At 63.2% G+C, this 26,376-nt stretch carries 11 protein-coding genes; 8 read left to right on the top strand and 3 right to left on the bottom strand.

Going from position 1 to position 26,376, the window contains the following annotated elements:
• Positions 1 to 301 precede the first annotated feature (301 nt).
• A complete protein-coding gene (locus tag MUM_RS0120360; protein WP_010173434.1) occupies positions 302 to 1,525 on the top strand; it encodes a substrate-binding domain-containing protein in 1,224 nt (407 codons plus the stop codon).
• 184 nt (positions 1,526 to 1,709) lie between these two features.
• The gene (locus MUM_RS0120355; RefSeq protein WP_010173432.1) at positions 1,710 to 14,225 is read left to right on the top strand and encodes a filamentous haemagglutinin family protein; all 12,516 of its coding nucleotides are present in this window, start codon (positions 1,710 to 1,712) and stop codon (positions 14,223 to 14,225) included.
• 64 nt (positions 14,226 to 14,289) lie between these two features.
• Here the strand turns inward: MUM_RS0120355 and MUM_RS0120350 are convergent, their stop codons facing one another.
• The 3 genes from MUM_RS0120350 to MUM_RS0120340 all read right to left on the bottom strand — a co-directional run bounded on the left by MUM_RS0120350 (position 14,290) and on the right by MUM_RS0120340 (position 19,538).
• A complete protein-coding gene (locus MUM_RS0120350; RefSeq protein ID WP_010173430.1) occupies positions 14,290 to 15,897 on the bottom strand; it encodes a hypothetical protein in 1,608 nt (535 codons plus the stop codon).
• 78 nt (positions 15,898 to 15,975) lie between these two features.
• A complete protein-coding gene (locus tag MUM_RS0120345) occupies positions 15,976 to 17,715 on the bottom strand; it encodes a hypothetical protein (protein ID WP_010173428.1) in 1,740 nt (579 codons plus the stop codon).
• Positions 17,712 to 19,538 carry a tyrosinase family protein gene (locus tag MUM_RS0120340; protein WP_010173426.1) on the bottom strand — a complete coding sequence of 609 codons (1,827 nt, stop codon included), beginning with the start codon at positions 19,536 to 19,538 and terminating at the stop codon, positions 17,712 to 17,714. Before MUM_RS0120340 ends, MUM_RS0120345 begins: the two co-directional genes overlap by 4 nt.
• A 159-nt stretch (positions 19,539 to 19,697) precedes the next feature.
• Here MUM_RS0120340 and MUM_RS0120335 point away from each other — a divergent pair, with 159 nt between their 5' ends.
• The 6 genes from MUM_RS0120335 (at position 19,698) to MUM_RS0120310 (ending at position 26,344) form a co-directional block, all read left to right on the top strand.
• Positions 19,698 to 20,162, top strand: a complete 465-nt coding sequence (locus MUM_RS0120335; RefSeq protein WP_032882017.1) for an Lrp/AsnC family transcriptional regulator — start codon at positions 19,698 to 19,700, stop codon at positions 20,160 to 20,162.
• A gap of 964 nt (positions 20,163 to 21,126) precedes the next feature.
• Positions 21,127 to 21,720: a transposase gene (locus MUM_RS0120330; protein WP_010173422.1), complete on the top strand. Its 594-nt coding sequence runs from the start codon at positions 21,127 to 21,129 to the stop codon at positions 21,718 to 21,720.
• A 59-nt stretch (positions 21,721 to 21,779) separates the two neighbouring features.
• A complete protein-coding gene (locus tag MUM_RS0120325; protein ID WP_010173420.1) occupies positions 21,780 to 23,378 on the top strand; it encodes a ShlB/FhaC/HecB family hemolysin secretion/activation protein in 1,599 nt (532 codons plus the stop codon).
• Between the two features lie 24 nt (positions 23,379 to 23,402).
• Positions 23,403 to 25,202, top strand: coding sequence for a DUF2341 domain-containing protein (locus tag MUM_RS0120320; RefSeq protein ID WP_010173418.1), 1,800 nt, complete (start codon positions 23,403 to 23,405; stop codon positions 25,200 to 25,202).
• A gap of 11 nt (positions 25,203 to 25,213) precedes the next feature.
• Complete coding sequence (locus tag MUM_RS0120315; protein ID WP_010173416.1) at positions 25,214 to 25,639, top strand: ExbD/TolR family protein; 426 nt, start codon at positions 25,214 to 25,216, stop codon at positions 25,637 to 25,639.
• Positions 25,640 to 25,642: 3 nt separating this feature from the next.
• Entirely contained in the window at positions 25,643 to 26,344 is a 702-nt protein-coding gene (locus MUM_RS0120310; RefSeq protein ID WP_010173414.1) for an energy transducer TonB family protein, read from the top strand.
• The last annotated feature ends 32 nt before the right edge of the window (positions 26,345 to 26,376 follow it).

Below are 26,376 nucleotides of genomic sequence, written 5' to 3'. Positions count from 1 at the left end.
GTTCTGTCATCTTCAACCCTTCTCGCCACGGCCCCTGACGCCTCCAGCCCGGTGCTCGAAACCCGGGCTGAAACCTCGCTGTCACCTCACCCCCAAACCGTTCAAAAGTGTGACCAAAACACCCGAGAATCTTTTTAAAAATCAAGCCGTTCCTCCCGAGGTTTTTTCCTTTGACTGTCATCGGATGCTGCGAGATTTCATACCCATGGCCTCACCCCCGGTGACCCCCGGAACACAGCCTGGGACCGAAGCCATAGCGTCATCTACCCCAACGTACAAACACGACGAAAGGAGCTTCTTCATGTTTAAGCGCAACGTTCTCGCGGTATCCATGACCCTCGCTGCACTGTGCTCGGCCCAGGCTGCAATGGCTGACGTCAACGGCGGCGGCGCCACCCTGCCACAACCGCTGTACCAGACTGCCGGCGTATTGACTGCCGGTTTCGCCCCGTACATCGGCGTGGGCAGCGGCAACGGCAAGGCTGCTTTCCTGAACAACGACTACAGCAAGCTGGACGCCACCGTCACCGGCAAGAACGTGCACTGGGCAGGCAGCGATTCCAAGCTGTCTTCTACCGAGCTGAGCAACTACGTGTCTGCCCATGGTTCTGCCTGGGGCCCGCTGATCCAAGTGCCTTCGGTGGCCACTTCGGTTGCCATTCCGTTCAACAAGGCCGGTGTGGCGGGTAAAACCGTCAACCTCAGTGTCAACGATCTGTGCGGTGTATTCTCGGGTCGTCTGACTACCTGGAACCTGATCCCGGACTCCGGCCGTACCGGCCCGATCACCGTGATCTATCGCAAAGAAAACAGCGGCACCACCGAGCTGTTCACGCGCTTCCTGAACGCCAAGTGCAGCCCGGCCCTGGAAGGCGGCACCTTCGCCGTGACTCAGGCCTTCGGCAGCAGCTTCTCCGGCGGCTTGCCGGCCGGCGCACTTAACCCATTGCAACAAGCCAACCCGGCCGGTGGTTTCTACGCCGACACCAGCGCTGGCGTAATGAGCACGCTGAACGCTGCTGACGGCCGCATCACTTACATGAGCCCGGATTACGCGGCCGCTACCCTGGCCGGTCTGGATGACGCCACCAAGGTGGCAACCGTCGCCGGTGTTTCGCCTGCTCCAGGCAACGTGTCGGCGGCCATCGGCGCGGTGGCTGTACCTGCCATCGCCAACCGTACCCTGCCCAACAACTGGGTCCCAGTGTTTGCGGCTACCACCAGCGCTAGCGACCCAAGCGTCGTCGCCTACCCAAGCACCGGTTACCCAATCCTGGGCTTCACCAACGTGGTGTTCAGCCAGTGCTACGCCAACGCTGACCAGACCTCCCAGGTCCGCACGTTCTTCACCCGTCATTACAACACCAACGCGTTCAGCAGCAACGATACGGCTATCCGCAACAACCGCTTCGTGCCACTGCCAACCACCTGGAAAACCGCAATCAACGACACCTTCCTCAGCGCTGGCAGCGACCTGAGCATCGGCAAGTCGAACATCTGCAACGGTATTGGTCGTCCGCTGTAACCCAAGCGTTCCACGACCCCGCAACACCAATCAGCAACGGCCTGTGCCGTTGCTGATTTTTTTTGTTAACAGCCTCATATGAACTTTCGATGACAGAAGTTCAGTCCCGTCCCTCGCCAACCGCCTAACCCTCATACATGAGCGTGTCTTGCCCCCGGGCGATTACAAATAAGGAAGATTCCTGATGGTCCGCTGCACACCACTGGTTAACCTGAATGCCCGGGCGCCGCGCGCCCAGACAGTCCTGCGCCTGAAGCCACTGGCCCAGGCCATTGCCTTGTTGATGGTGGCGGGCAATGCCCATGCCGCTTCGGCGGCGTTCAGTTCCGGCTGGTTTGCCGACAAGGGCGCCTCCCAGGCCACCACGGCGGCACGTCTCGGCGCCGGGCAGGTGCCGGGGATCCCGGCGTTGAATCAACAGGCAAAGGTCAATCAGCAGCTGGCACGGTCCATCAGCACGTTGAACAACAGCGTCGCGGCGATTGCCGCCCAGCAGGCGGCTCAGGCGGCCGGCCGGCAGGCTGCGCTTGGCCAGGTCTCGACGATTCCCGATGGCCTGGGCAAAGGTGGCCTGCAGGTCGACAATAGCCTGACCCAAGGCTGGGTCAATGCCAAAGGGCCGACCCAAAGCCAGGCCGGCGGCAAGACCACGGTGACCATCGAGCAGACCGCCGACAAGGCGATCCTCAACTGGGAAACCTTCAACGTCGGGCGCAACACCACGGTGGATTTCCAGCAGCAGTCCAACTGGGCCTTGCTCAACCGGGTCAACGATCCCAACGCACGGCCCAGCGAGATTCAGGGCCAGATCACCGGCGCCGGGACGGTGATGATCATGAACCGTAACGGCGTGGTCTTCAGCGGCACCAGCCAGGTCAACGTGCGCAACCTGGTGGCCGCCGCCGCCAACATCACCGATGAGCAGTTCACCCAGCGCGGGATTTACGTCGACATCAACGGCTCCCAGCCGACCTTTACTGATGCCGCGGGCAAGGTCGAGGTGCAACGTGGCGCGCTGATCCAGACCCACACCCCGACGCTGTCCACCGACTCCGGCGGCTACGCCTTGCTGTTGGGCTCCGAGGTCGAGAACGCCGGCACGATCATCACCGCCAAGGGCCAGACCACCCTGGCCGCTGGCGACAGCTTTTATATTCGCCGTGGCGTGGGCACCTCGGGTAACCAGAACTCCACCACCCGCGGCAACGAAGTGGCCACCAGCCTCAAGCCGGGCAGCGGTGCGGGCAAGGTGAGCAACAATGGGCTGATATTGGCTGCTACGGGCGATATCACCCTGACCGGGCACCAGGTGCAGCAAAACGGCGTGGCCCTGGCCAGCACTTCGGTGGACAACCGGGGCACCGTCCACCTGCTCAACTCGGTCACCGATACCACGGGCAGCGTGACCCTGGGGCAGGGCAGCACCACTGCAATCCTTCTCGACAACACCGGCAACACGGCGCTTAACAGCCAGCGCGACAACGGCCTGATCAACCTCGATGGCCGCCCGGACGCGGTCAATATGGCCACCGGGCGCTTCAACAACCTGAGCACGGTCAGTGACCGTATCGATCAGTCCCGGGTGGAGATCGTCAGCGGCGGCACCGTGGAGTTCAAGGACGGCTCGATCACCCTGGCCACCGGCGGCCAGGTCGCGGTGACGGCGGGCCAGCGCAGCCTGGTGCGTGACGGAGCGATGATCGATGTGTCCGGCGCGATTGGCGTCAAGGTGTCGATGGAATCCAACAACATCAAGATCAACGTCCAGGGTAACGAACAGCGCGATGCGCCGGTCAACCGTGACGGCGGCCAGTTGATCAACAACGATGTGTGGGTTGATCTGCGTGACTTGGTGTTTGTGCCTGCGGGCACCAACGGCTACGCCACCGATCGCTGGTACACCGCCGGTGGCCTGCTGGAAGTCGGCGGTTACCTCGGCACCCAGGGGCATACCGTCAGCGAGTGGATGGCCCAGGGCGGCACGCTGACGTTTACCGGCAAGGAAGTGGTGACCGAGCAGGGCGCCCAGTTCAACCTGTCGGGCGGCACGATTGATGTGCAGGACGGCTACATCCGGCAAAGCTGGCTCAAGGGCCCGGACGGTCGCCTCTATGAGCTGTCCAAAGCACCGGGGGACATTCTCTACTCGGGTTTCTACAAGGGCTTTGAAGACGCCAGCGCCCGCTGGGGCCGCACCGACCATTACTACAACCCGCTGATTGCCGCGCAGCAACGCTACGAGGCGGGTTACACCGTAGGCCGCGACGCGGGCAAGCTGGTGATCGGCACCACCAGCGCGGTGCTTGAAGGCCAATTGATCAGCGACGTGTTCCAGGGCGATCGCCAGAGCAGCACCCCGACGATCAACATCGATGGCTATCAGCAGTCGCAAAAGGCTGCCGCGCAACGCGCGCAACTGATCATCGGCAGCTACACACCGGTGTTCAATAAAAGTACCGGCACCTTGCGCTACAACCTGAACCCGGTGACCGGCGAGATTCTGTTCGAGCCCGGCGCGCAAAAGATCGCCGATGGCCTGGACCTGGACACGGCCTTGCCCGCTGACCGCCAGGGCAAGGTGATGCTTGACAGTGACCAACTCAACGGCTTCGAACTGGGCGCGATCAAAGCCGCCGCCGCGCAACAGATCAACGTCAACGGTGCGCTTAAAGTGGCCGACGGTGGCGACATCACCCTGTTTGCGCCTCGGGTGGCGGTCAACGCCAACCTGACTGCCCACGGTGGCAGCCTCAATGCGGGCAACCTGCTTAACCAGCCGGACAGAGATCGCAACATGGTTGTCGGCGATGTGTACCTGCTGCCAACGGCAGGTACCCAGGCTTGGGTCAAGGTGACCGAAGGGGCCAGGCTGGATGCATCCGGGCGCTGGAGCAACCTGGCGCAGGACGGCGTCAACAACGCCGGCGCGGCGTATCTGAATGGCGGCAAGGTGTCGCTGCGCAGCACCGGCGATGTGCAACTGGCGCCAGGCAGTGTGGTGGACGTGTCCTCCGGGGCCACCATTGGCCTGGACGGCAAGGTCATCGGTGGCAAGGGCGGCAGCGCGACCCTGGCGGCCTTGAACGCGCTTGAGCTGGGCAGCGAGATTCGCGGTTACGGTGTCAGCGGCGGCGGCACGCTGGCCGTACAGGCGCGCAAGGTGCAGATTGGCGATAACGCCGGTTCGCCGGGCGACGACACCCTGCACCTGGCAGGGGACTTCTTCAACAAGGGCTTCTCGGCTTACGACATTACCGGCAACGAAGGGCTGCTGGTCACTGACGGCACCCGGGTCGATGTGTCCATGCCGGTCTACCGTTTGGGCGAACAGGCTCTGTCCACCCCAAGCGGCAGCGACCCGACCACGGCGCTGGAGCGCTGGACACCTGGGCTGTACCAGGAAGACGCCGTCAAAGGCGTGCTGACTCAACGCCGTGGCGCCAGCCTGAACCTCAACGCCGGTACCACCATCGCTTCAGGCGCGCTGGCCGCGACCACCGCCCTGACCGTCGGCAAAGGCGCGGTGATTAGCGTCGACCCCGGCCAGGGGATCAACCTGCGCAGCATCGGCCAATTGACCGTCGACGGCACGCTCAATGCCTGGGGCGGCACGGTGAGCCTGGCGGGCTTGAGCAGCGCTGACTCCACACAAGTCGAAGGCAATGGCCATGGCCGCTCGATCTGGGTCGGCGAAACAGCGGTGATTGACGTGGCCTCGCGGGCGGTGACCGCTGTTGACAATCGTGGCAGTGTGTATGGCCAGGTGCGTAATGGCGGCCAGATCACCGTCGGTGGCGATGTTGATCCGGTCACCGGCATAGCCAAGGCCAGCGACCTGTTTGTGGTGGTGCGCGAAGGTGCACGCCTGGATGCGTCCGGCAGCCAGGCGCTGCTCGATCTGCCGGGCCAGGGCCGCGCGCTGGTGGCCAGCAACGGCGGCAACATTGCTTTTGCTTCCAACAACGGGTTGTACCTGGACGGCAGTTTCGTGGCCAATGCCGGTGGCGCCGGAGCGGCCGGCGGGCGTCTGGCGCTGGCACTGGAGTCGCCGTATTACTTGAAGCTGCACGTCAAGGACCGTGTGCTGCCGGTCCGTGAACTGGTGATCAACCGTCAACATCAGGCCAGCGCCTTGCCCGACAACGCAGAAGCGGCGGCAGACGCGTTGATTTACGGTCACGGCGCACTCGGAATTGACCAGATTCAGGCCGGTGGTTTTGACAACCTGACAGTGCTGGTGCGGGGGGCGTTGAACGTTGACGGTGATGCCTCGCTACACATGGGGCAAAGCCTGCAGCTGTATTCCGGCGGTATTGGCCTGACCCGTAACGCGAACCCGACTTCGCAGATTAATCTCAGTGCTCCCCATGTGCTGCTCAGCGGCTTGCTTGAGCCGGACAAGCCCGGGATGGAAGCGTGGACCCGGGCGTATATCCGCGATACCTCGCCGACTTTCCGCAGCCAGGGCGTTTTGACCGTCGACAGCGACTTACTGGACATCCGCGACCGCTTCGCCTTTGGTGCCGATCAGGGCTTCGATCAGGTCCGGCTCAACAGCCGTGGCGACCTGCGCTTCCTGGCGGGGAGCGACGGCGGCAATACGCCCAGCGGCTTCAGTACCCTCTTGAGTTCGGCGGGCGACATGACCCTGCGCGCCGCGCGCATCTACCCGGGCTCCGAGATCAAGGCCCAAGTGCTGGTGGGCGGTATCGGCGTCAATGGCAATCAAATGATCTTCGACCCGACGCGCACCCTGACGATTGAGAAGGTCGGCGATGACAATGGCGTTGCACCGGACTCGGTGTTCGGGCGCCTGCAACTGGGTGCCGCCACCATCAAGCAGGGCGGCGTATTGCGTGCGCCGCTGGGGTTGATCGAACTCGGCAACCTGGGCAGTACCCAGGTCGAATTGCTGCCCGGCAGCCTGACCTCGGTCAGCGCCAAGGGCCTGGTGTTGCCGTATGGCGGCACTGTGGATGGCCAGGTTTATCGCTATAACGGCAAGACCGTGGTCTTCACCGGGCAGGGCGGGATCGGAGCGACCAACGGTGGAGAGCTGTCGGTCGGGGTGATTTTGGGCGGCAAGTCGGTGGACGTATTGCCCGACGCCACGCTGGACCTGTCCGGTGGCGGCGAATTGTTGGGTGCCGGCTTTATTTCCGGGCGCGGCGGTTCCACCGATGCGCGTTTCAACCCGCTGGTGCAGTTCGGGGCCAATGGCGGTTTCACCTTGCCGGGGCTGAGCACCAACCCGGTCTATGCCATCGTGCCGGGCGTGCAATCAGGCTATGCGCCGGTGGCTGGCGAAGCCGGCGCCAGTACCCCGCTGCTGGGCCAGCAGATCACCATCGGTGCCGGCGTGCCGGGATTGCCGGCAGGCACCTACACCTTGATGCCGTCAACCTACGCGTTGAAACCGGGGGCCTTCCGGGTTGAGATCAACGGTCTCGCGGCACAGGGCAGCGACGGCGCCACCACGCTGATGCGCAACGGTTCGTGGTCGACGGCCGGGCAACTGTCGATTATCAACACCGGCATTCACAACAGCGTGAACAGCCAGGTGATCCTGACCTCGGCCGACACCTTGCGCCGCTACTCCCAGTACAACGAAACCAGCTACGCTCAGTTCGCCATTGCCGATGCCGCCAGGCTCGGTGTACCACGGCCAATGCTGGAAGTGGACGCCAAAACCCTCAAGCTGGCGTTTAACGGCGGCGGGGGCAAAGAGACGTTCTCGTTCCAGGGCGTTGGCAACTTTGAAGCGGCGAAAGGCGGCTACGGCGGCACGGTGGGTGTGATCAACCTGGGCGGTAGCACTGCCGAGAGCCGAGAGACCCAGATCGTTGATGCCAACAGTCCCTTGCCAGCCTACGAGGGCCTGACCCTCACCGCCCAAAGCCTTAATAATCTGGGCGCCAAGCGCCTGATCATCGGCGGTTTGACCCAAGTGGAATATGGCCGTAACGGTAATATCATCCAATTCCCCTACGGCTCTAACACCGTGGGTTACGGGATCACCCTGCGCAGCGGTGCAAGCCTGTCGGCGCCGGAAGTGATCATGGTGTCGGGCACCGGCGATATCGTGGTCGAGCAGGGCGCTTCGATCAGTACTCTTGGGCGCGGTGCGGCGGCCTATGACGCGCGTGACGGCTTTGTTTATAAGGGCGTGCCAAGCATGCTGGCCGTGTCCAACGGCCTGCTCAATGTGCTGCCTTACGTAAACCTGACCAATAACCCCTCGGGCGGTATCAAGATCGGCGTGTGCCCGAGCGGCAATTGCTCGGGCCAGACCTCGATCTATTCCGAGGGCAGTATCATCGCGGCGACCGACACCGCTCTGCAGCTGGACGACCAGGTGCGCTACGGAACCCGCCACCTGGCGCTGGCCCTGAGCAATATCAACGTCGGCAGCGCGGCGGGGCTGGCCGATGCCGCTGCGCGCAATGTGTTGCCATCAGGCCTGACCCTTAACCAGCAAGTGCTCGAACGCTTGATGCGCGGAGACACCCAGGCCGGTGCTCCGGCGCTGGAAACCCTGCAACTGTCGGCCGGCCAGGCGTTCAACTTCTACGGCACCACCACCCTTGATACTTATGATTCGGTGACCGGCAAGTCGTTGCTGAGCAATCTGGTGCTGTCGACGCCGGCGATCTACGGTTCGGGCAATGCCGATGATGTGGCGAGCATTCACACCGCCAACCTGATTTGGCAAGGCGCCACAGGCGGGCCTGGCGCGGTCATCAAGAACGGTGCCGGTAATGGCAGCGGACGCCTGGATATCAACGCCGAGCGTATCGAGTTCGGTTATGGGCCTTTTGCCCAGGCAAACACCAACACGGTCTTTGACCGTTTGGTACTGGGCTTTGCCAACGTCAACCTGAATGCCAGCGAGCGGATTACGGCCAACTACAAAGGCAGCCTGTCGGTGTATCAACGCCAGGGCGCGTATGACCCGGTCACCGGTTTTGCCTACAGCGGCGGCAACCTCAACATCGTGACGCCGCTGATGACCGGTGAAGGCGGCTCGCTGAACCGCATCACCGCTGGCGGCACGATTGATGTCGCAGGGGCTGCCGACACCCGTGGTGCGGCCACAGGCTACGGCGGCGAACTGTCGTTCAAAGGTCAAACCGTTCGCCTGGCCACCGCGGTGGTCTTGCCGAGCGGCAAGGTCACGCTGGAGGCCACTGACGATGTGGTGCTGACCGATCAAGCGTTGATCGACGTGGCCGGTCGTGCGGTGGTGTTCAACGACATCACCCAATATGGCGCAGGCGGCGATGTGCTGCTCGACAGCCGCAATGGCAATATCCGGCAGGCGGCGGGCTCGACCATCGACCTGTCGGCCAAGTACAACCAGGGCGGCAAATTGCGCGCCGTGGCGGTGAATGCGGCCGGTGGGATAGTCGACCTGCAAGGCAAGATCCTGGGGCGCAGCAGCGGTTACTACAACGCGGGTGGCACCTATGTGCCGTATGCAGGCGGCATCGTGGAAATCCAGGCCCAGCGTCTGGGCGCCAGTGGCTCGCTGGATCAGCAGTTTGCTGAACTCAACCAGCGCCTGAACCAGGGCGAAGTGTTCGGCGCGCGCAGCTTCCAGCTCAAGCAGGGCGACCTGACCATCGGCAACGGCCTCAAGGCCAACACCCTCAACGTCTCGGTGGACAACGGCAGCTTGCGTGTCACCGGCTTGGTGGATGCCAGCGGTGAGCGCGTCGGCAGCATCAACCTGGCGGGCAAAACAGGCCTGACCCTCGACGGCAGTGCAGTGCTGGATGCCCACGGCAGCCAGGTGCGGGTCGACAGCTACGGCAAGATCATCGACTCACCGAACCGGGCGATGGTGGTGCTGGGGTCCGGCACCGGACAACTGACCCTGGGCGATGGCGCGACGATCGACCTGCGTCACGGCACGTCAGGCACGGCAGGCAATGACGGACGTAATCGCGGCACCCTGGAGTTGAACGCACCGCGCATCAACACCAATGACATTGCCATTGATGCCCGTGGCAACCTGACGATCCAAGGCGCACGGGCGATCACCCTCAACGGCATGGCGACTTACGACGATGCGCCGCTGATGACCGACCCGACTGCCAGCGGCAAGCCGTACCAGGTCATCGATCAGGCGTACCTGGATGGCAAGCACGTGCTGAGCACGGCGTTTATCAACGCCGCGTTGCAAAACACCACTCTGTTGAACAACAAACTGGCCGGTTTGAACAACGCCACTTACGCCGACGCGTTCCACCTGCGCCCGGGCGTGGAGATCATCAGCAAGACCCCGGACGGCGACCTGGTGGTGCAGGGCGATGTCGACCTTTCCGGCTACCGCTACGCCAGCCTCAACCCCAACACGCAGAAAACCTCGGTGTATGGTTCGGGCGAGTCCGGCAGCCTGACGTTGCGGGCCGGCGGCGACCTGAACATCTATGGCAGCCTCAACGACGGCTTCTCGCCGCCACCGGAAACGATGAATGACAAGGGCTGGCTGTTATTGGCGGGCCGGGACTTCACCGGCGGCGAGATCATCGTGCCGGGCAATGGCGTGGTCCTGGCCGATGGCACTACCTACATCGGCGGCTCGGTGCTGAACTACGATTTGCCGATCAAAGGCATGACCGTGGTGGCCGGCACCCGCCTGCCAGCCCGGGCAACGCTGGCCCAGGACCTGACCTTGCCGGCAGGCACTGTGCTCGCGGCCGCGGTACTGGATGCGTCGGGCACTGTGTTGTTGGCGGCCGGCACGCTGTTGAACCAGCCGTATACCCTGCAAGCCGGGGTGCAACTGGAGGCCGGCACCTTGCTGAACCAGCCCACCCAACTGCGAGCCATGATCTGGCCCAAAGGCGTGCCATTGCCTGGCTTGAACGGGGCTTTGGACGGGGGCAAGAATGTCGTCACCCTGGATGGCAATATCGCCCTGGCGCGTGGCGCGCTGATTCCGGTCGGCACCGATGTCAAGCTGGTGGGCGGGGTGGATTCGGTCGAGTTGCGCCCTGAAGTGGCCGGGCGGCAGGGGCAACTCTGGGCCATTTCCCCGATGCTGGCCGAAGGTTCCCAATCCTGGTCATTGCGTCTGGTCGCCGGGGCTGACACCGAGGCTGCGGACAGTCGGCTGCTCAAGCCGGACCCGAGCAGCGGCACGCTGCGCCTGGCTGACAGCCACTACGGCATGTTCGCCAAAGAGTTGCCGCCTAAAGGGGTATTGGTCTGGACTGCCCATGCGGTTAGCGACCTGGGAGACGCAGGGGTGGTGATCAAAGAGGGCGACCCGGTAGATCAAGCCATTCTGGATGAGTTCGGCCTGGGTTCGATTGCTGATTTCTGCAACAGTTTCCCGGATTACTGTGGCGCCAAAGCGGCCTTTGCCTGGAGCAAACAGGCCGCCGATGAACTGGCTGAGCAGGGGATTATTGTTCAGGCCGGAAGTGCGATGGATGACGCCTGGATGCTCGAAATGGTAGGCCAGACCGTGGCGGAATTCTGCCAGGGCACACCGGCGTATTGTGTGGCCATGGGCGGCAAGGAGTACGCGCCAACCCCGTCAAATTCGCTGTTCAGCGTGGTCCGTACCGGCACCGGCGACTTGCAATTGTTGAGCGCGGGCAACCTGACTGTGAACTCGACGTACGGGGTGTACACGGCCGGCACCTCGTCCACCACCACTGAGGCGGGCGACCCTTTCAACCAGCCGCGCGCCCTGGCGGGCGGCACCACGGTACTCAAGGATCCCAACAGCTACTTCGAACAGTTCGTCAATGGCGGCAGCCAGAGCCTGTACCGCGCCTGGTACCCGGAGGCGGGCGGTAACCTGACGCTGAACGTCGGTGGCAACCTGACAGGCCACCTGGATGCCGGAGGTCTCTCAGTCCCTTCGCGCCCCGACCCCTATGACGGGGGCAGCAATACGGCCGAAGTCGGCACCTGGTTGTGGCGACAGGGCAGTGGCAATTTCGCAACCGGCGGGCAGGCCCAGCTCACGGCGTGGTGGATCAACTTTGGCACCTACACCAATATCGTCGCTGACAACCTGGTTGGCTTCACCGGTTTCGGCACCTTGGGTGGCGGTGATCTGGATGTCAATGTGGGCGGCGATGCGGGCACGTTGAACATCCCGAATTTCGTTGGGGATCTCACCAACAAACGTACCCAGGGCCTGGTACTGGCAGTCGGCAGCACCGGCCGGGTAAACAGCGACGGCAGCCTGCAACTGACCGGTGGCGGCGACATGCGGGTGCGCGTCAGCGGTGCGTTCAACCCTGTCGCCACCCTGGAGGTTCCCGACAGTCGTAACGGCGTGCTGGTGAATACTCGCGGCAATGTGCAAGTGCAGGCCACCAGCATCGGGCGCATCGACTTGCAGTACGGTGTCGGGATCCAGGTTCCTGGCGAGGTCCGTGCGCAGGAACCGCTGCGGGCCAGCCGAAGTGCGCCGCAAGGTGGCCTGACCCTGGTGGCAGGCGACTCTACGTTCAGCTTGCAGACCTTGGGCGACCTGGTGGTGCAGACGGTTGAAGATGCCGGGCGTGTGCGCCAGTACAATCGTTCTGCCTTCAGCCGTGACGGCGTGAACGGTGGCTCCAGCAGTTGGTTTAGCTTATGGACCCCAAACACCGCCATCGACCTGTATGCCGAGGGTGGTAACCTGACGCCTTTTGTCCTCGCTGCGGCTAACACGGATATGGCGGTCGTCTATCCATCGATCGTCAGGGCGACTGCGGCCAGCGGCAGTCTTTACTATGGCAAAGCCGCCACATTTCGTGATTTCCCCAGCTACACCTACCCGCTGCTCCTGGCCCCTGGCAAAAACGGGCAACTGCAGTTCCTGGCGCAGGACTCGATTTACGCCGGTGGTTTTACCGTCACCCAGTCCGGTTCGGCGCCGAGCAGCATGGCGACCCCCTGGAATCCGGCCATTGTTGCCAGCCTGGGAGCGAGCAACTACGGCAACACGTCTAGCACGGGCAACTACAACACCTACGGCAATCAGGGGATGTCGTTGTTCGCTTTCGGCCCGGGCACAGCCGCTGAGCCGTTGAGCAACAGGGCGGATCCTTCACGTTTCTACGCCGTGACCGGGGATCTGGTTGGCGTCAGCAGCGGCCGGATCATCGGCTACAACACCATCAATTTGCCTCATAACGGAGAGACCTGGTACGAAGGCAGCCGGCCGGTATGGATGATGGCCGGGCGCGATATCGTCAGCAGCGGTGCCAACCCCAATGACAATGGCGAGATTTATCCGGGCGTGCTCACCACGGGCAACCTGTTCGTTCACAACAACGCCACCGACATTTCCATCGTTTCTGCCGGACGCGACATTATCTACAGCAGCTTTAACATCGCAGGGCCTGGCGCGCTGGAGATCACTGCCGGACGCAATATCGTGATGGACGACAAGGTCAGCGTGACGAGTCTCGGGCCGATCCTTGCCGGCGACTTGCGTCCAGGCGCAAGCATCGTCATGCAGGCCGGTGTCGGTGCCAACGGCGGGGATTACCAGCGCTTTGTGGCGGCTTACCTCAACCCGGCCAACCAACTGGCCGCGGGTGAACCGTTGTCGGCCTCGGGCGGCAAGGTGGCCAAGACCTACGAAAACGAACTGGTGGCGTGGCTGACCGAGCGCTTCGGTTTTGCCGGTGACAGCGAGCAGGCCGTGGCTTACTTCATGCAATTGCCGGCCGAGCAGCAACGGGTGTTTGCCCGTGAGGTGTACTTTGCCGAGCTGGAGGCGGGCGGTCGCGAGTACAACGAGAGCGGCGGTGTACGGCAAGGCAGTTATGCCCGTGGCCGGGCGGCGATTGCGGCACTGTTCCCGGAGAAAGACGTAGCCGGCAACACCATCACCTACCAGGGCGATATCCGCCTGTTTGGCGGGGCAGGTGTACACACCAACTTCGGCGGCTCGATCCAGATGCTCACCCCCGGCGGTAGCCAGACCTTCGGCATCGAAGGCGTGGCACCCCCTGCTTCTGCGGGGGTGATCACCCAGGGCACGGGCAACATTCAGCTTTACTCCCTGGGCAGCATCCTGCTGGGCCAAAGCCGCATCATGACGACCTTCGGCGGCTCGATCATGGGCTGGTCGGCCGTGGGCGACATCAACGCCGGTCGCGGTTCCAAGACCACCGTGGTGTACACGCCGCCCAAGCGTGTCTACGACAACTGGGGCAACGTGAGCCTGTCGCCGGCGGTGCCGAGTACCGGTGCGGGCATCGCGACCTTGAACCCGATTCCTGAAGTGCCGGCCGGCGACATCGACCTGATCGCGCCGCTGGGCACCATCGATGCGGGCGAGGCGGGGATTCGCGTCTCCGGCAACATCAACATCGCCGCGTTGCGGGTGGTGAACGCGGCGAACATCCAGACCCAGGGCAAATCGTCCGGGGTGCCGGTGTCGGCAGCGGTGAACACCGGGGCCATGACGTCGGTGAGCGCGGCCGGTGCGGCGGCGTCCCAGGCGGCGGAAGATGCCGCCCGCAGCCAGCAGGCGGCGGCCAAACAAGGCCGGGCGTCGATTGTCACGGTGGAAGTGTTGAGCTTTGGCAGCGAGCCGGTGCAGCACAAGCCTGAGGACGGGCAGAAGACCTCCGGCTACAACCCCAACAGCCCGGTGCAGGTGCTGGGTGCCGGACCGTTGAGTGACCAGGCGCGGGCGCAGTTGACGGATGAGGAGCGCCAGCAGATCAGCTTGTAGTTTCGGAAAAGGACCTCTCGTTGTATTTGGGGCGATCATTGATCGCCCCTTTTTTTCGGCTTCTTCAGGGCTGGTCCTTGAGGGTCTCGAACGCCTTCACCCGCTTGACCAGGCTTTTCTTGCTGGCCGAGTCGGCGCTGTTGAACAGGAACGAAAAGTCCGAGGCCAGGGTCGAGCTGCCGGCGATGGTCGCGTACTGGTGACAGGCGTTGCAGTTGTCGCCCTGGACGTAGGTCTCCAGGGTGGTGTTGGCCACGGGCACATTGCCCTGGCTGATAAACGGCCCGTAGGACAGCGGCACCTGCGCGCTGACGCCCGGCTCCGGCTGGGTGGGCGGGTTGGGCGTGAGGGTCCAGAGCACGTTGATCAGTTTGTAGTACTGGAACACCGACTTGCCCTGGCTCTGCTGAGCGAAGTTGGCCTGCACCGCGCCGTTCAGGGCCTGCAGCTCAGTGGGCAGCGGATGTTCCCGGGTGGTTTGCACCGGTTGGTCACGTGGATACGGCTCGGTGCAGTCGCGGTCGGGATGATGCTGTTTGCACTGGATACGCGCCACGTTCGGCGTGCATTCGGGGCCGGTGCCACAGTTCGGGTTGTTGAAGGCAAAGCTGTCGGGCGGTGTCTGCTGTGGCGGCACCTGGTCGGGTTCCGGCACGTTGTCCACCTGCTCGAAGGTGGTCCAGATGAAGTTGGGCGAAGCCTGGGTCTTGTTGATGATGTGCAGGCCCACCAGGCCCACCACTTGCTGGGTGCACTGCAACGTGGCCGGGTTTTTGAGCCAGGCGACGGTGGTCAGGTAGCGCCCGTAGAGCTCGGGTTTACCGGTGAGGATCCGCCACGCGGCCTTGACCTCCAGGGCCCCGAGTTGCTCCTGCGGCACCGGGTCTGGCGGCAGCGAGCGCATGGGTTCACCGATGGGCAGGGACAGCCCGCCCGGGTTCTGGTTGTCGAGGTTCTGCGCCACTGTCAGCTGGTTGGCGGCGTCGTACAGCCCTTTGCTGACGATGTAGTCAAACTCGGCCTTGCCGACCTTGCGTTCAAAAAACACCAGGTTCTTCGACTGGTCCGTCAGCCAGCCGCCGGAGGCTTCCATGATCGGGTCCGGAATCGAGGCCAGGGTGCCGCTGGACAGGTGAAACCCGTGCCGCGCGTTGATCGCGCTTTCCGAGGTGGCGGTCATGAACTTGCGCGCCCCCACCGCCATCGCCTTGAGGCTGCCCTGGGTGCTGCAATTGGACGGTACCAGGGTTTGCACGCCCCATCCGGTGGGCACGGGGGCGCCGGGCAGGAAGATATCGTTGGCGTCCTTGTAACTGGCCCACACCGGCGCCACGGTCATCGGCTGCCCGGAGGCGGGCGGCACGCCGAACTGGGCGAGGCTGCTGTGCATGTCCGGCTCACCCGCCAGGGCGGGCGTGGCTGGCCAACCGGGATTCACCGGCCAGTTCAGGGCAATGAACAACTGCCAGCCGAAGCAGTTCATAAAGCTCTGGCCGGTGGCGTTGAAGTTATTGACCGGCAGGAATCCACCGCTGGCCGGGTTGAACACCAACTGTTGCTGGACGCAGGCGTCGGCATCGGATTGTGGCGTCGCATAGGCCGACTGCACCGCAAACAGGCTCAGCACCACACTGGTCAGCAGCGATAAAACACTCAAGCGTAACCTGGACATCATCGCGCTCCTTGCAGGAAGGTAAACCTGTGGTGAAGGAGCAAGCGCCCTCACCACAAGGAAGGTGGAACGTTCAGATCAGGCGCCAGGCACCAGCGCCAACCCGGATTCCCATGGGTGCTGCGCCGCGCTGGGGTTATCGGCTTCGCCCGGGTTGAGCGCGCGCACCGTCACCAGCCCCGGTGCGGCGGTGGGGCTCACGGTGATGGTCAGCAGGTAGCCCTGGGTGCCGCCGGAGTTGGTTTGCCCGGGGATGGCCGAGGCGTCGGGCAGGAACTTCGTGACCACCGCCGTGACGCCGGGATTGGAAAACTGCACCCGCGCCGTCTCGGCGGTGGTCTTGAGGTCGGCGCCTTGCACCACCAGGGCAAACTGCCCGCTGGTACCGGGTGCCAGCCACGCGGGCAGGTCGGTGGGCGACTGCCCGTAGAACAGATCCAGCGGCAGCAGTTGTACCGGCCAGGGTTGCACACCGGTGACCCGATCGGTCACGCACGGGCAGGATTCCGGTGTCGGGCTGATGGGCGTGGTGGTCACGCTCAGCCCCACCAGCAGTTGCTGGGCAATCACCCACACGTAGTCGATGGACTGGCCGCTGATGGTGATGTCGTTGATCGAGAACCCGGCGCTGACCGGCACTTCGAACACCGCCTGCAGGATCTGGTCGGAGCCGTTGGCCGCAGATTTTGCGGTGCCCCGGGTGATTTTCCAGTACTGGCTGACGTCCTGGCCCTGAGGACCTTTCCACGCCGAGAAGTCGGTGGGTTGTTGCAGGTACAGGCCGATGGGGTTGGTCAGGGACAGCCGGTTATTCACCGCCACGCTGTTGGCCGAAAAGCCGATATGCGGGTCGGAGTTGCGGTAGTTCTGCCCGTATTGCGCGCAGCAGATCAACGCCTGGGAATTCTGGCTGCTGGCCAGTGGACGCAGGATGGTTGCTGCGGCCGCCAGGTACACCTCGGCGCTCAGGGTATTGGGGCCGGAGGTCAGGTGCATTGCCCCGCCATATTGGCCGGGCACGCAGGCGGTGCCGGCGTTCCATTTGTTGACCGTGTCATAGGCCGGTTGGCCGGTGGTGGGGTCCATGACCGGATCGCCTTTGTTGCCGGTCGGGCAGTCGGCGGTGTATCGCAAGTACAGGTCCTCGAGTTGCACCTGCGGGTCGATGTAGTCGCGATACAGGCCCAGCACCGCGTTCGGGTCGATGCGCCACATGGCGAGGAAATACGCCGGGTTTTCGCAGGTAAAGGTGATCTTGCGCATGTTCTGGGTACCGGGGTCGCGCACGATCGACCACTCGCAATATTCGTCCAGCCAGCCACGGGGCCCCGAGGGCGAGAAATCCTTGTACTTGCCTTGCCAGTCGATGCTCGGGCAGCGGGTCACGGGCAGTTGCAGCAGGGTGCCTTGCTTGTTCGGATCGTAGAGCGTGTACAAGGTGTTGTTGAGGGTTATCTGGCCGTTGTCGGTCAGCTCCATCACCTGCTGCAACGTCATGGCCTTGCCGCCCAATTGCGGAATCACCGCGGTGCCATTGTTGTAGAAGAACGTCCACAGCCGGTTGGGGAAGGGCGCCCAGGTGATCGCCGGTGGCGTGGTGGGGCCGTAGCCTTCCACCAGCGGGTTGTAATAGCCCGAGCGCGGCGCGTCATTGAGGCCCGACCACGGGTTGCCGATGATCGCGGACTGGGTCCAGCCGGTGAGGTCGTTGTTCCAGTCGGTTTCAAACTGCGGCAACTGGTTTTCCAGGCCCAGCTTGTTGTAGTCCTTGGGGGCTTGCCCGGCGGGCGAGGTGAATTGATTGAAGGGTGTGCTCATGTCGGTTCTCCAGGTGTTGTGGTAGTGGAAGCAGAGCAGCAACCGGCACTGGGAGCAGGGCCGGCAATGGCCTGGCGCGGGTCGTCCCACACCAGTTGGGCGATAAAGCCTGGCAGCGGCGCGTACTCTTGCGGCGTCAACACCCGGGCACTATCGAGATGGGTCACCACCACGGACAACTGCGTGGTGTCAGTGGGGCCAAGGTTCAGCGCCCTGGCATTGCGTGCGGCGTTCAATGCCCGGGACACGCCCTGGGTGATACAGCGGCCCTTGTCATCCACCAGGCCCATGCCGATGCGACTGAAGCGCCCGACGTAGTGCGGATTGTCGGCACTCACCTGCTGTGGCGTGGCGTCGGGCTGGTTGAGGAATACGTCGATCAGGTAGGTGTCGTGGGTGCAGCGCACGTGGTCGAACACCACCCACGGGCCAAGGCCAGCGGCGTTGTTCGTCGCCGGGGCGGGCGCCGAACGGTGTTGGCAGCAGGCCTTCGCCGCCGCCCTGGTCGCGCCAAACTGCGGGGCCACGGGCGTGCCGTAGTCGTAGCCGATATGCCGACTGTCCTGGGCCATGTCACCCAGGGTGGTGTAGCGCCAGGCATCGGCGCTGGTGAAGGTGACGGTGCTGGCGTCGCTCCCGGCAAACGGCTGGAGCAGGCACTGGGTGGTGTACTGCGCCGCCGGGTTGGCGCGGATCCAGACTTCCAGCATTCGGTCGATATTGGCGTGATACGAGCTGAACACCGGGTCGAACGCGGTATAGGCATTGTCGGCCATGTCGCCGCCGATCCAGCCGTGATAGTTGTCGTGGGGCTGCTCGTAGAGCCCGTCGAAATTCAGCGCGCGGTTGGGGTACAGGTCGTCTTTCTGCGGCGGGTCAAACACCGGAATGTTCGCCCATGGATAGCCCGGCACGCCTTGGGGTTGGCTGAACGAGGTGAACTGCAGCGCATCCACCACTTGTTGCTGGAAAATCCGGCTCATCGCATACAGCTCCGTGCGCTCATGCCGGAACGGTTCGCCCTGGGTGTAGAACAGCGGGTTGCGCTGCACGAAGCGGCAATCCACCCCGTTGACCGCACCCCTGGCGCACACTTTCGAGGTGCCGTCCTTGGCGGCGGCGTAACGCAACGGGTTGGGCCGCACTTCACCGGTGTGCGGGTGCACGTAGGTTTCATCGAGAAACGCCTGGGGCAAACCGGCCTGGGGGCTGCCGTCGACACTGGCGTCTTCGGCCATCCAGTCCCAATAGGGAATCGGGCAGTCGATCAGCGCCTCCAGGTACAGCAGATAGGCCCGGTGCCACAGGGCAAAGGCTTCCTGGTAATGCAGGCACCAGTTGGTGTGGATATAGGCGTAGCGCTGCCACGGCGAACCGCTGTCGGGGTCGGCCACCTGCATCACGTCATCCAGCCGTGAGCGGTACAGGTTCAGTTGTTCGGGGCTGAGGGCGCGAATGTCCTGGCGTACGCGTTTGACCGGGTGGGGCAGGTCGGGTGGGGGAATGCGCTCGGCGATATCGAACGGTGAGCTGGGGGTCAGGCGCCAGCCCTGGTTGACCCACAGCCTGAAGGTTTCCAGGGCGTCTATGGGCCAGAACTGCTGCGGGTCGAGGGTCAGCGGCATGCTGCGCGAGGCCAGGTGCTGGTAGATGGTTTCGGACCAGGTCTTGACCGACGCCGGGTCTTCGAGGAACACGAAGTAGGCGTTCATGCAGCCCACCCAGGAGGCGGCGACGGCGGCGCGTTGTGCGGGCGGTATCCAGTAAGGGGCGCTGAAGAGGCCGTGGATATCGGTGGCCCATGTCGGTTTCGCGACTATCATAAGATCCCTCTCATGCCGCCCCGATGCCTGATTTGGCTGGGCTGCTAAGCTGGATTGATGTTAGTGCGCCGCTGCGCAGGATTTGTGCAAATTGGCGGGGTTTTACGGTGGATTCATTGCAGTTTTTTCAAGGAAGATATGGAAAAAATGACAGATGCCATGGATTTGAAAATTCTGGGGAAGTTGCAAAGGGATTGCAGCCAGAGTCTGGAGTTGTTGAGTGACAGTGTGGGGTTGTCTTCGACCAGCTGCTACCGGCGTATCAGGCGGCTGGAGAGTGTCGGGATTATCAAGGCGAAGGTGGCGGTGCTGGATGAGCGCAAGCTTGGGATTCAGGTGACGGCGTTCTTTTTGATCAAGCTTGATAGGGACAGCAATGACATTGACCGCAAGATGCAGCATATCCTGGCGAGTCATCCGGAGATTCAGGACTGTTATCTGCTGACCGGGGAGTTTGATTTTGTGATGGTGGCGAAGTTTCGGGATGCCACGGAGTACACGGATTATATCTATCGGTTTTTAGACATTTACCGGGATATTCCGATTCGTACTTATTCTTCTACGTTGGTGGTGCGGACGGTTAAGAAGTCTTATGAATTGCCGTTGCCTTTGTCGTTGCTGTGATTGGGGGGCATATCCGTTATTTAGGTAACGGCTGCTTAGGGTTTCGCTCTTACAGCGACTCACTTTGGAAAAGCCCCAAAGTAAGCAAAGGGCTCTGCTCCGCCTGTCGGCACCTCGCCTAGGCTCGGTGTTCCCTCACTCCGGCGATGCTCCGCGGGCCGCCGCGATGGGCCATCCTTGGCCCAGCGCGGCTAAACCGGCGTCCTGCCGGTTTACCCGCTCCGCACCACCTGCGTTCGGCCTCGGGCTGAATGGGGCAGTCAGATCAAGATCAAAAGCCAAAGCACAGCGGCCTACAGGCCGGCTTGAGTGGTAGAAGCAAATCAAAATCTAAAGCGGGCACGATCCGCTGTAGGAGCTGGCTTGCCGGCGATGGCATCAACTGGGTGTACCTGAAAAACCGAGGTGTCTGCATCGCAGGCAAGCCAGCTCCCACAGAAAAGCAGAGCTGCAGCAGTTTCAGATTTGGTTTTCGCTTTGGCTTTTGTCTGCTCACCACTCAAGCCGGCCTGTAGGCCGCTGTGCTCTTGATCTGCTTTTGATCTTGATCTTAGGCGCCCCGTTAAACCACGCTGGCCGAACGCAGGCTTTGGAGCGTGGGTAACCCGGCAGGACGCCGGGTTAGCCGCGCTGGGCCAAGGATGGCCCATCGCGGCGGCCCACGGTCCAAAGCCGGAGTGAGGGCACACCGAGCCTTAGCGAGGTGCCGAGTGGTGGGGCAAGAGCCTTTTGGTTACTTTTGGGCTCCTTTCAAAAGTGACCCGCTGTAAGAGCGGAACCCATCGAAGCCATCACCCAAATAACGGATATGCCCCCCAACCCCCGCCCAAAAAAGAAGCTTTTATGACAAAAGTTCGGTAGTCCCCAGCGACCCCGGTCTTGGCTATGTAACGCGCTCAACAACGCCAAAACAGGCGATGCCAGAGCCGCAAGCAGGATGCCAGGAGTGGGGCGAATGGGAACTATGGAACGTTACTCGAAAGTCGGCATGCAGGAGCTCGACCAGCGCCTGTCAAAGATCGTCGAAGCCGCGCGCAAAAAGCCGGTCTCGGTCTACCGCTATGGCGCACCGTGGGTATGGATCGTCTCCCAGGACGACTGGCAAGGCGCACTCAAGGAAGTCTCCAGCTATATCCCCGCAGGCCATTCACTGGTCCTGCTGCGCCCGCAGATCGACGACATCCTCGACCACCACCGCGACCTGCTCCAGGCCGAACCCGGCACCCGGATCGCCCCCCAGACCGTCTTGCAGATCCTGCTGCTGCAACTCCTGTACTCGGTCCCCAACGAACAGCAACTGCACGAACAGCTCAACTACAACCTGCTGTTCCGCTGGTTCGTCGGCCTCGACCTGAACCAGAAAGTCTGGGGCATCAACCTTCTTCAACGCGACATCGCCACCTTCCTCGGCAACCCGCAGGCGGTGCAACTGATCCAGAAAATCATCGGTGAAGTGTTCTGTGGCGCCTTGCTGCACATGCCGGAGTTCTCCCTGAACTTCGCCCTGCTGCACACCTGGCTCGCACGGCACGGCAACACCTCGATATCCAGCAATTGAACAGGCCAAACGCCGGGCAAACGGCGACGGCAATCATCTTGAGTAAACCAGGGGGCGGTGTGGAGCATCTGTTCAAATCAACGCTGGCGCTGTGCTGGCTGACGCTGGGCGCATTGGCGCAACCGGTGCAGGCCGAAGAGCAGGGCGCCCAGCCCGAAGCTCCGGCACGGCGGGTGGACGTCAACGAGTACTTTGTGCGCGGCAATACCGTGCTCGATGCCCGGGCGATCGAAGAAGCGGTGTACCCGTTTCTCGGCCCGCAAAAGACCCTGGCCGATATCGAAGGCGCCCGGGATGCCTTGCAGAAGATCTACCAGGAACGCGGCTACCAATCGGTGTTCGTGGAGCTGCCCGAGCAGAAGGTCGACGACGGCATCGTCTACCTGCAAGTCAGCGAGACCAAGGTCGGCCGCGTCCGTGTGGTCGGCGCCAAGCATTATTCGCCAGTGGAAATCCGCGAAGAAGTGCCGGGCCTGAAGGAGGGCGCCGTACCGGACTTCACCCGCGTGCAAACCCAGCTCGCCGGCCTCAACCGCGGCGTCGGGCGCCAGGTCACGCCGCTGGTTCGCGAAGGCCAGCGCCCCGGCACCATGGACGTCGACCTGCAGGTGGAAGACCAGAACCCGTGGCACGCCAGCCTCGGCCTGAACAACGACTACAGCGCCGACACCAAGGAGCTGCGCAGCGTGGCCACGCTGGGTTACGACAACCTCTGGCAGTTGGGCCACAGCATTTCCCTGACCTACTTTACGGCGCCCCAGGACAGTGACAATGCCAAGGTCTGGTCGGGTTCCTACACCGCACCGCTGAATGATCGCTGGAGCCTGCAGTTCTCCGGTTACCAGTCCGACAGCAACATCGCCACCATCGGCGGCAGCAACGTGTTGGGCAAGGGCCATTCCTACGGCGTGGCGGCGATCTACAGCCTGCCGGCCAGCGGCAGCTGGGCCAACTCGTTCTCGGTCGGTGTGGACTTCAAGGACTTCAAGGAGCAGATGAAGTTTGGCAGCAGCACGGACGATATCCCGCTCAAGTACGCACCGCTGACGTTCGGCTACAACGGCTACCGCTACACCGAGCAGTCGCAGCTGGGCCTGGGCTTGAACCTGATCGTCGGCACCCGCGCGTTTTTTGGCTACGGCAGCGACGCCGAAGAGTTCCAGTACAAACGCGACAAGGCCAGCCCGAGTTTCGCCGTGCTCAAGGGCGACCTGAATTACACCTACACCTTCGGCAACGACTGGCAATCGGCGTCCAAGGCCGGCTTCCAGTTGGCCTCGGGGCCGCTGGTGTCCAACGAGCAATATTCCGCCGGCGGTGCCACCTCGGTACGCGGTTACCTCGCCGCCGAGCGCACCGGTGACGAAGGCTACCTGCTGTCCCAGGAACTGCGCACGCCGTCGCTCGCCAAGTTCCTCGGCAGTTATGTGCAGGAGTGGCGCTTCTACGCGTTTGCCGAAGGCGCGCGCCTGCGCCTGCATGACCCGCTGCCCGAGCAGGAAGACGAATACAGCCTGGCCAGTGTCGGCCTGGGCACCCGCGCCAGTTTGAGCAAGTGGTTGTCCGGCAGCCTGGATTGGGGCTACCCGCTGCTCGATGGCCCAAACACCCAGAAACAGGACTCGCGACTGCACTTCAGTGTGCAGGCGACTTTCTGACCCTTTTTTTCGGAGATTCCTGACATGCAACGCCTATTTCTGAGCCTGTTGATCTGCCTGGGCTTCGTGCTCCCAGCCACCGCCCAAGCCTGGTGGCAGGACGACTGGCACTACCGTAAACAGATCACCGTGGACACCACCTCCCAAGGCGCGGCCATCAGCCAGGCCCTGGGCCGCACGGCGCTGTTGGTACGCCTGCACACCGGTAATTTCACCTTTGACGGGGTCAAGGACGACGGTGCCGACCTGCGTTTTGTCAGCGCCGACGACAAGACCGTGTTCAACCACCAGATCGAAAGCTTCGACCCGCTGATGGGCATGGCGCTGATCTGGGTCGATGTGCCCAAGGTCGAAGGCGGCCAGCGCCAGGACCTGTGGATGTACTACGGCAATCAGAAGGCCCCGGCCACCGCCAACGGCCAGTTGACCTTTGACCCGAACTACACCGCGCTCTACCACTTTGACGGTGCCAACGGCACGCCGCCCCGGGACACCACGGCCTACGGAAACACCGCCCTGAATGCCACCGGCGCGAGCATCGACGGGGTCATCGGCCGCGCGTTGCAGTTCAGCGGCCAGCCGTTGCTGCTGCCGGCCAGTCCGTCGCTGCAACACAGCGCGGGCAGTGCGTTTACCTTCAGTGCCTGGTTGCGCCTGGACCAGGCCAACGGTGAGCAAGCAGTGATGGCTCGTCGCGAGGGTGCCCACAGCCTGTTGCTGGGCTTGAACCAGGGCATGCCGTTTATCGAAATCGACGGCCAGCGCGCGGTCTCGACCCAGCCGCTGAACCCGGGCCAATGGCAGCACCTGGCGTTCAGCGCCGAGGGCGACAAGGTTTCGCTCTACGTCAATGGCCGCGAAACGGCGAGCCTGGCGGTAGCGATGCCGGCGTTCAATTCCCAGCTGGCCATCGGTGCGGACTTGCCGGAAGCCACCAGCGGGCACCTGCCGTTTGCCGGTGCCATGGACGAGCTGCGCCTGTCCAAGGTCGCGCGCCCGGCAGCCCTGTTGCTGGCCGATGCCACGGCCCAGGGCGCCGAGTCGAAACTGGTGACCTACGGCGTGGATGAAGAACAGTCGGGCTTCGGTTTCGGCAGCCTGGGGTTCCTGCTCAAGGCCGTGCCGGTGGATGCCTGGGTGATCATCCTGGTGCTGGTGGGGATGATGTTCCAGTCGTGGTTCATCATGGTCCGCAAGAACCGTCAGGTCAGTCGCGTGAGTGCGGCCAACGAGATCTTCCGCGAGGAATTCGCGCAGATCGGCACCCGCCTGGAGATGTACTACGACGACGCATTGCTGGCCGAGCGCCTGACCCATTCCTCGCTGTGGCGCCTGTACCGGGTGGCGGTCAAGGAAATCCGTACCCGTCGCGCCCAGGGCGCCGACACCTCGTCGGTTTCGGCGGCGACCATCGAAGCCATTCGCTGCTCCATGGACGGTGTGCGCACCCGGGAAAACCAGTTGCTCGGCGCCAAGCTTTCAACCCTGTCCAACGCCATCGCCGGCGGCCCGTACATCGGCCTGCTGGGTACGGTGCTGGGGATCATGGTGGTGTTCCTCGGCACGGCAATGGCCGGTGACGTGAACATCAATGCCATCGCCCCGGGCATGGCGGCGGCCTTGCTGGCCACGGCCATGGGCCTGTTTGTCGCGATCCCCGCGCTGTTTGGCTACAACCGCCTGATTACCCGCAACAAGGAAGTCAGCGCCGACATGCGCGTGTTCGTCGACGAGTTCATCACTCGCCTGGCGGAGATGCACGGCGAGAGCCAGCACAGTGAAGCGGCGCACCGTCGCGACCACCACGCCACCGTCCCGGCCTGAGGAGAATCAGCATGGCTTCCGTGAATGCCTCCCACGACGATGACGATGACGCACCCGTCGACAGCATCAACATCACGCCCCTGGTGGACGTGCTGATGGTGGTGTTGGTGATGTTTATCCTGACCGCCACCGCCCAGGTCTCGGGGATCCAGATCCACCTGCCCAAGGCCAGCGCCTCGGTGTCGCTGTCGGAGGCCAAGACCAAGGCGATCTCGGTAAACGATGGCGGCCAGGTGTTTCTCGACGCTTACCCGGTGACCTTGCCCGAGTTGGAAGAGCGCCTGCGCATCGAGAAAGCGCAGAACCCGGACTTCCCGGTCATCGTGCGCGGCGACGCCATGGTGCAGTACCAGAAGGTCATCGAAGTGCTCGACTTGCTGCGCCGCCTGGAGCTGTCCCAGGTCGGGCTGGTCACCGGCAAACCGAGCCAGGGCTGACCCATGACCGCACAGATGACGATCACGCCGACGCCGGTAAAAAACAGGTCGCCGCTGCGTCCATTGAAGTGGGGCGTTGGCCTGTTGCTGGGCGCCGTTGCCGCCTGGTTTCTCTGGCAGTGGGCCAATGACATGAGTGGCGTGCGCCGGGAAGCGCCCAAGGTGCCGACGATTATCCCGTTGCCGCCACCACCGCCACCGCCGCCGGAAAAACCCAAGGAGCCCGAGGTGCAGGAAAAAATCCCGGAGCCGGAACCCACACCGACCCCGGACGAGGTCAAGCCCGAGGAAGAAGCACCGCCTTCACCGGCGGACGACCTGGCCAACCCGATGCAGATCGACGGCGACGCGCAGTCAGGTACCGACGGTTTCAACATCGGCGCCGGCAAGGGCGGCGGCATGGCCGGTTCCGGTGGCGGCGGCCTGGGCACCGGCACGTTCAAGCAGTACCTGGCCGGTGTATTCCAGCGCCTGCTGCGGGAAGACCCGGAGCTGCGCAAAAAGGCCTACACGCTGCAGGCCGACCTGTGGCTGAGCGCCGACGGCGAGGTGACCCGCGTGGAGCTGGCCAAGTCCAGCGGCGACGCCGAGACCGACGCCCAGGTGCTGGCCGCCTTGCGTGCCACGCCGCGCCTGAAGGAACGCACACCCGCGTCGTTGACCCTGCCGGTACGCCTGTCCCTCAAGGGCCGGCGCCCGGATTGATCGAACCCTTTTTTGCAGTTTTCTACAGGAGT

Source organism: Pseudomonas sp. PAMC 25886, from assembly GCF_000242655.1.
GTDB lineage: Bacteria > Pseudomonadota > Gammaproteobacteria > Pseudomonadales > Pseudomonadaceae > Aquipseudomonas.
This window is presented reverse-complemented; position numbering and strand designations above follow the sequence as displayed.

Coding starts and splice junctions, on each gene's coding strand:
- MUM_RS0120360 (WP_010173434.1), top strand. CDS start 302: ATGTTTAAGCGCAACGTTCTCGCGGTATCCATGACCCTCGCTGCACTG.
- MUM_RS0120355 (WP_010173432.1), top strand. CDS start 1,710: ATGGTCCGCTGCACACCACTGGTTAACCTGAATGCCCGGGCGCCGCGC.
- MUM_RS0120350 (WP_010173430.1), bottom strand. CDS start 15,897: ATGTCCAGGTTACGCTTGAGTGTTTTATCGCTGCTGACCAGTGTGGTG.
- MUM_RS0120345 (WP_010173428.1), bottom strand. CDS start 17,715: ATGAGCACACCCTTCAATCAATTCACCTCGCCCGCCGGGCAAGCCCCC.
- MUM_RS0120340 (WP_010173426.1), bottom strand. CDS start 19,538: ATGATAGTCGCGAAACCGACATGGGCCACCGATATCCACGGCCTCTTC.
- MUM_RS0120335 (WP_032882017.1), top strand. CDS start 19,698: ATGGATTTGAAAATTCTGGGGAAGTTGCAAAGGGATTGCAGCCAGAGT.
- MUM_RS0120330 (WP_010173422.1), top strand. CDS start 21,127: ATGGAACGTTACTCGAAAGTCGGCATGCAGGAGCTCGACCAGCGCCTG.
- MUM_RS0120320 (WP_010173418.1), top strand. CDS start 23,403: ATGCAACGCCTATTTCTGAGCCTGTTGATCTGCCTGGGCTTCGTGCTC.
- MUM_RS0120315 (WP_010173416.1), top strand. CDS start 25,214: ATGGCTTCCGTGAATGCCTCCCACGACGATGACGATGACGCACCCGTC.
- MUM_RS0120310 (WP_010173414.1), top strand. CDS start 25,643: ATGACCGCACAGATGACGATCACGCCGACGCCGGTAAAAAACAGGTCG.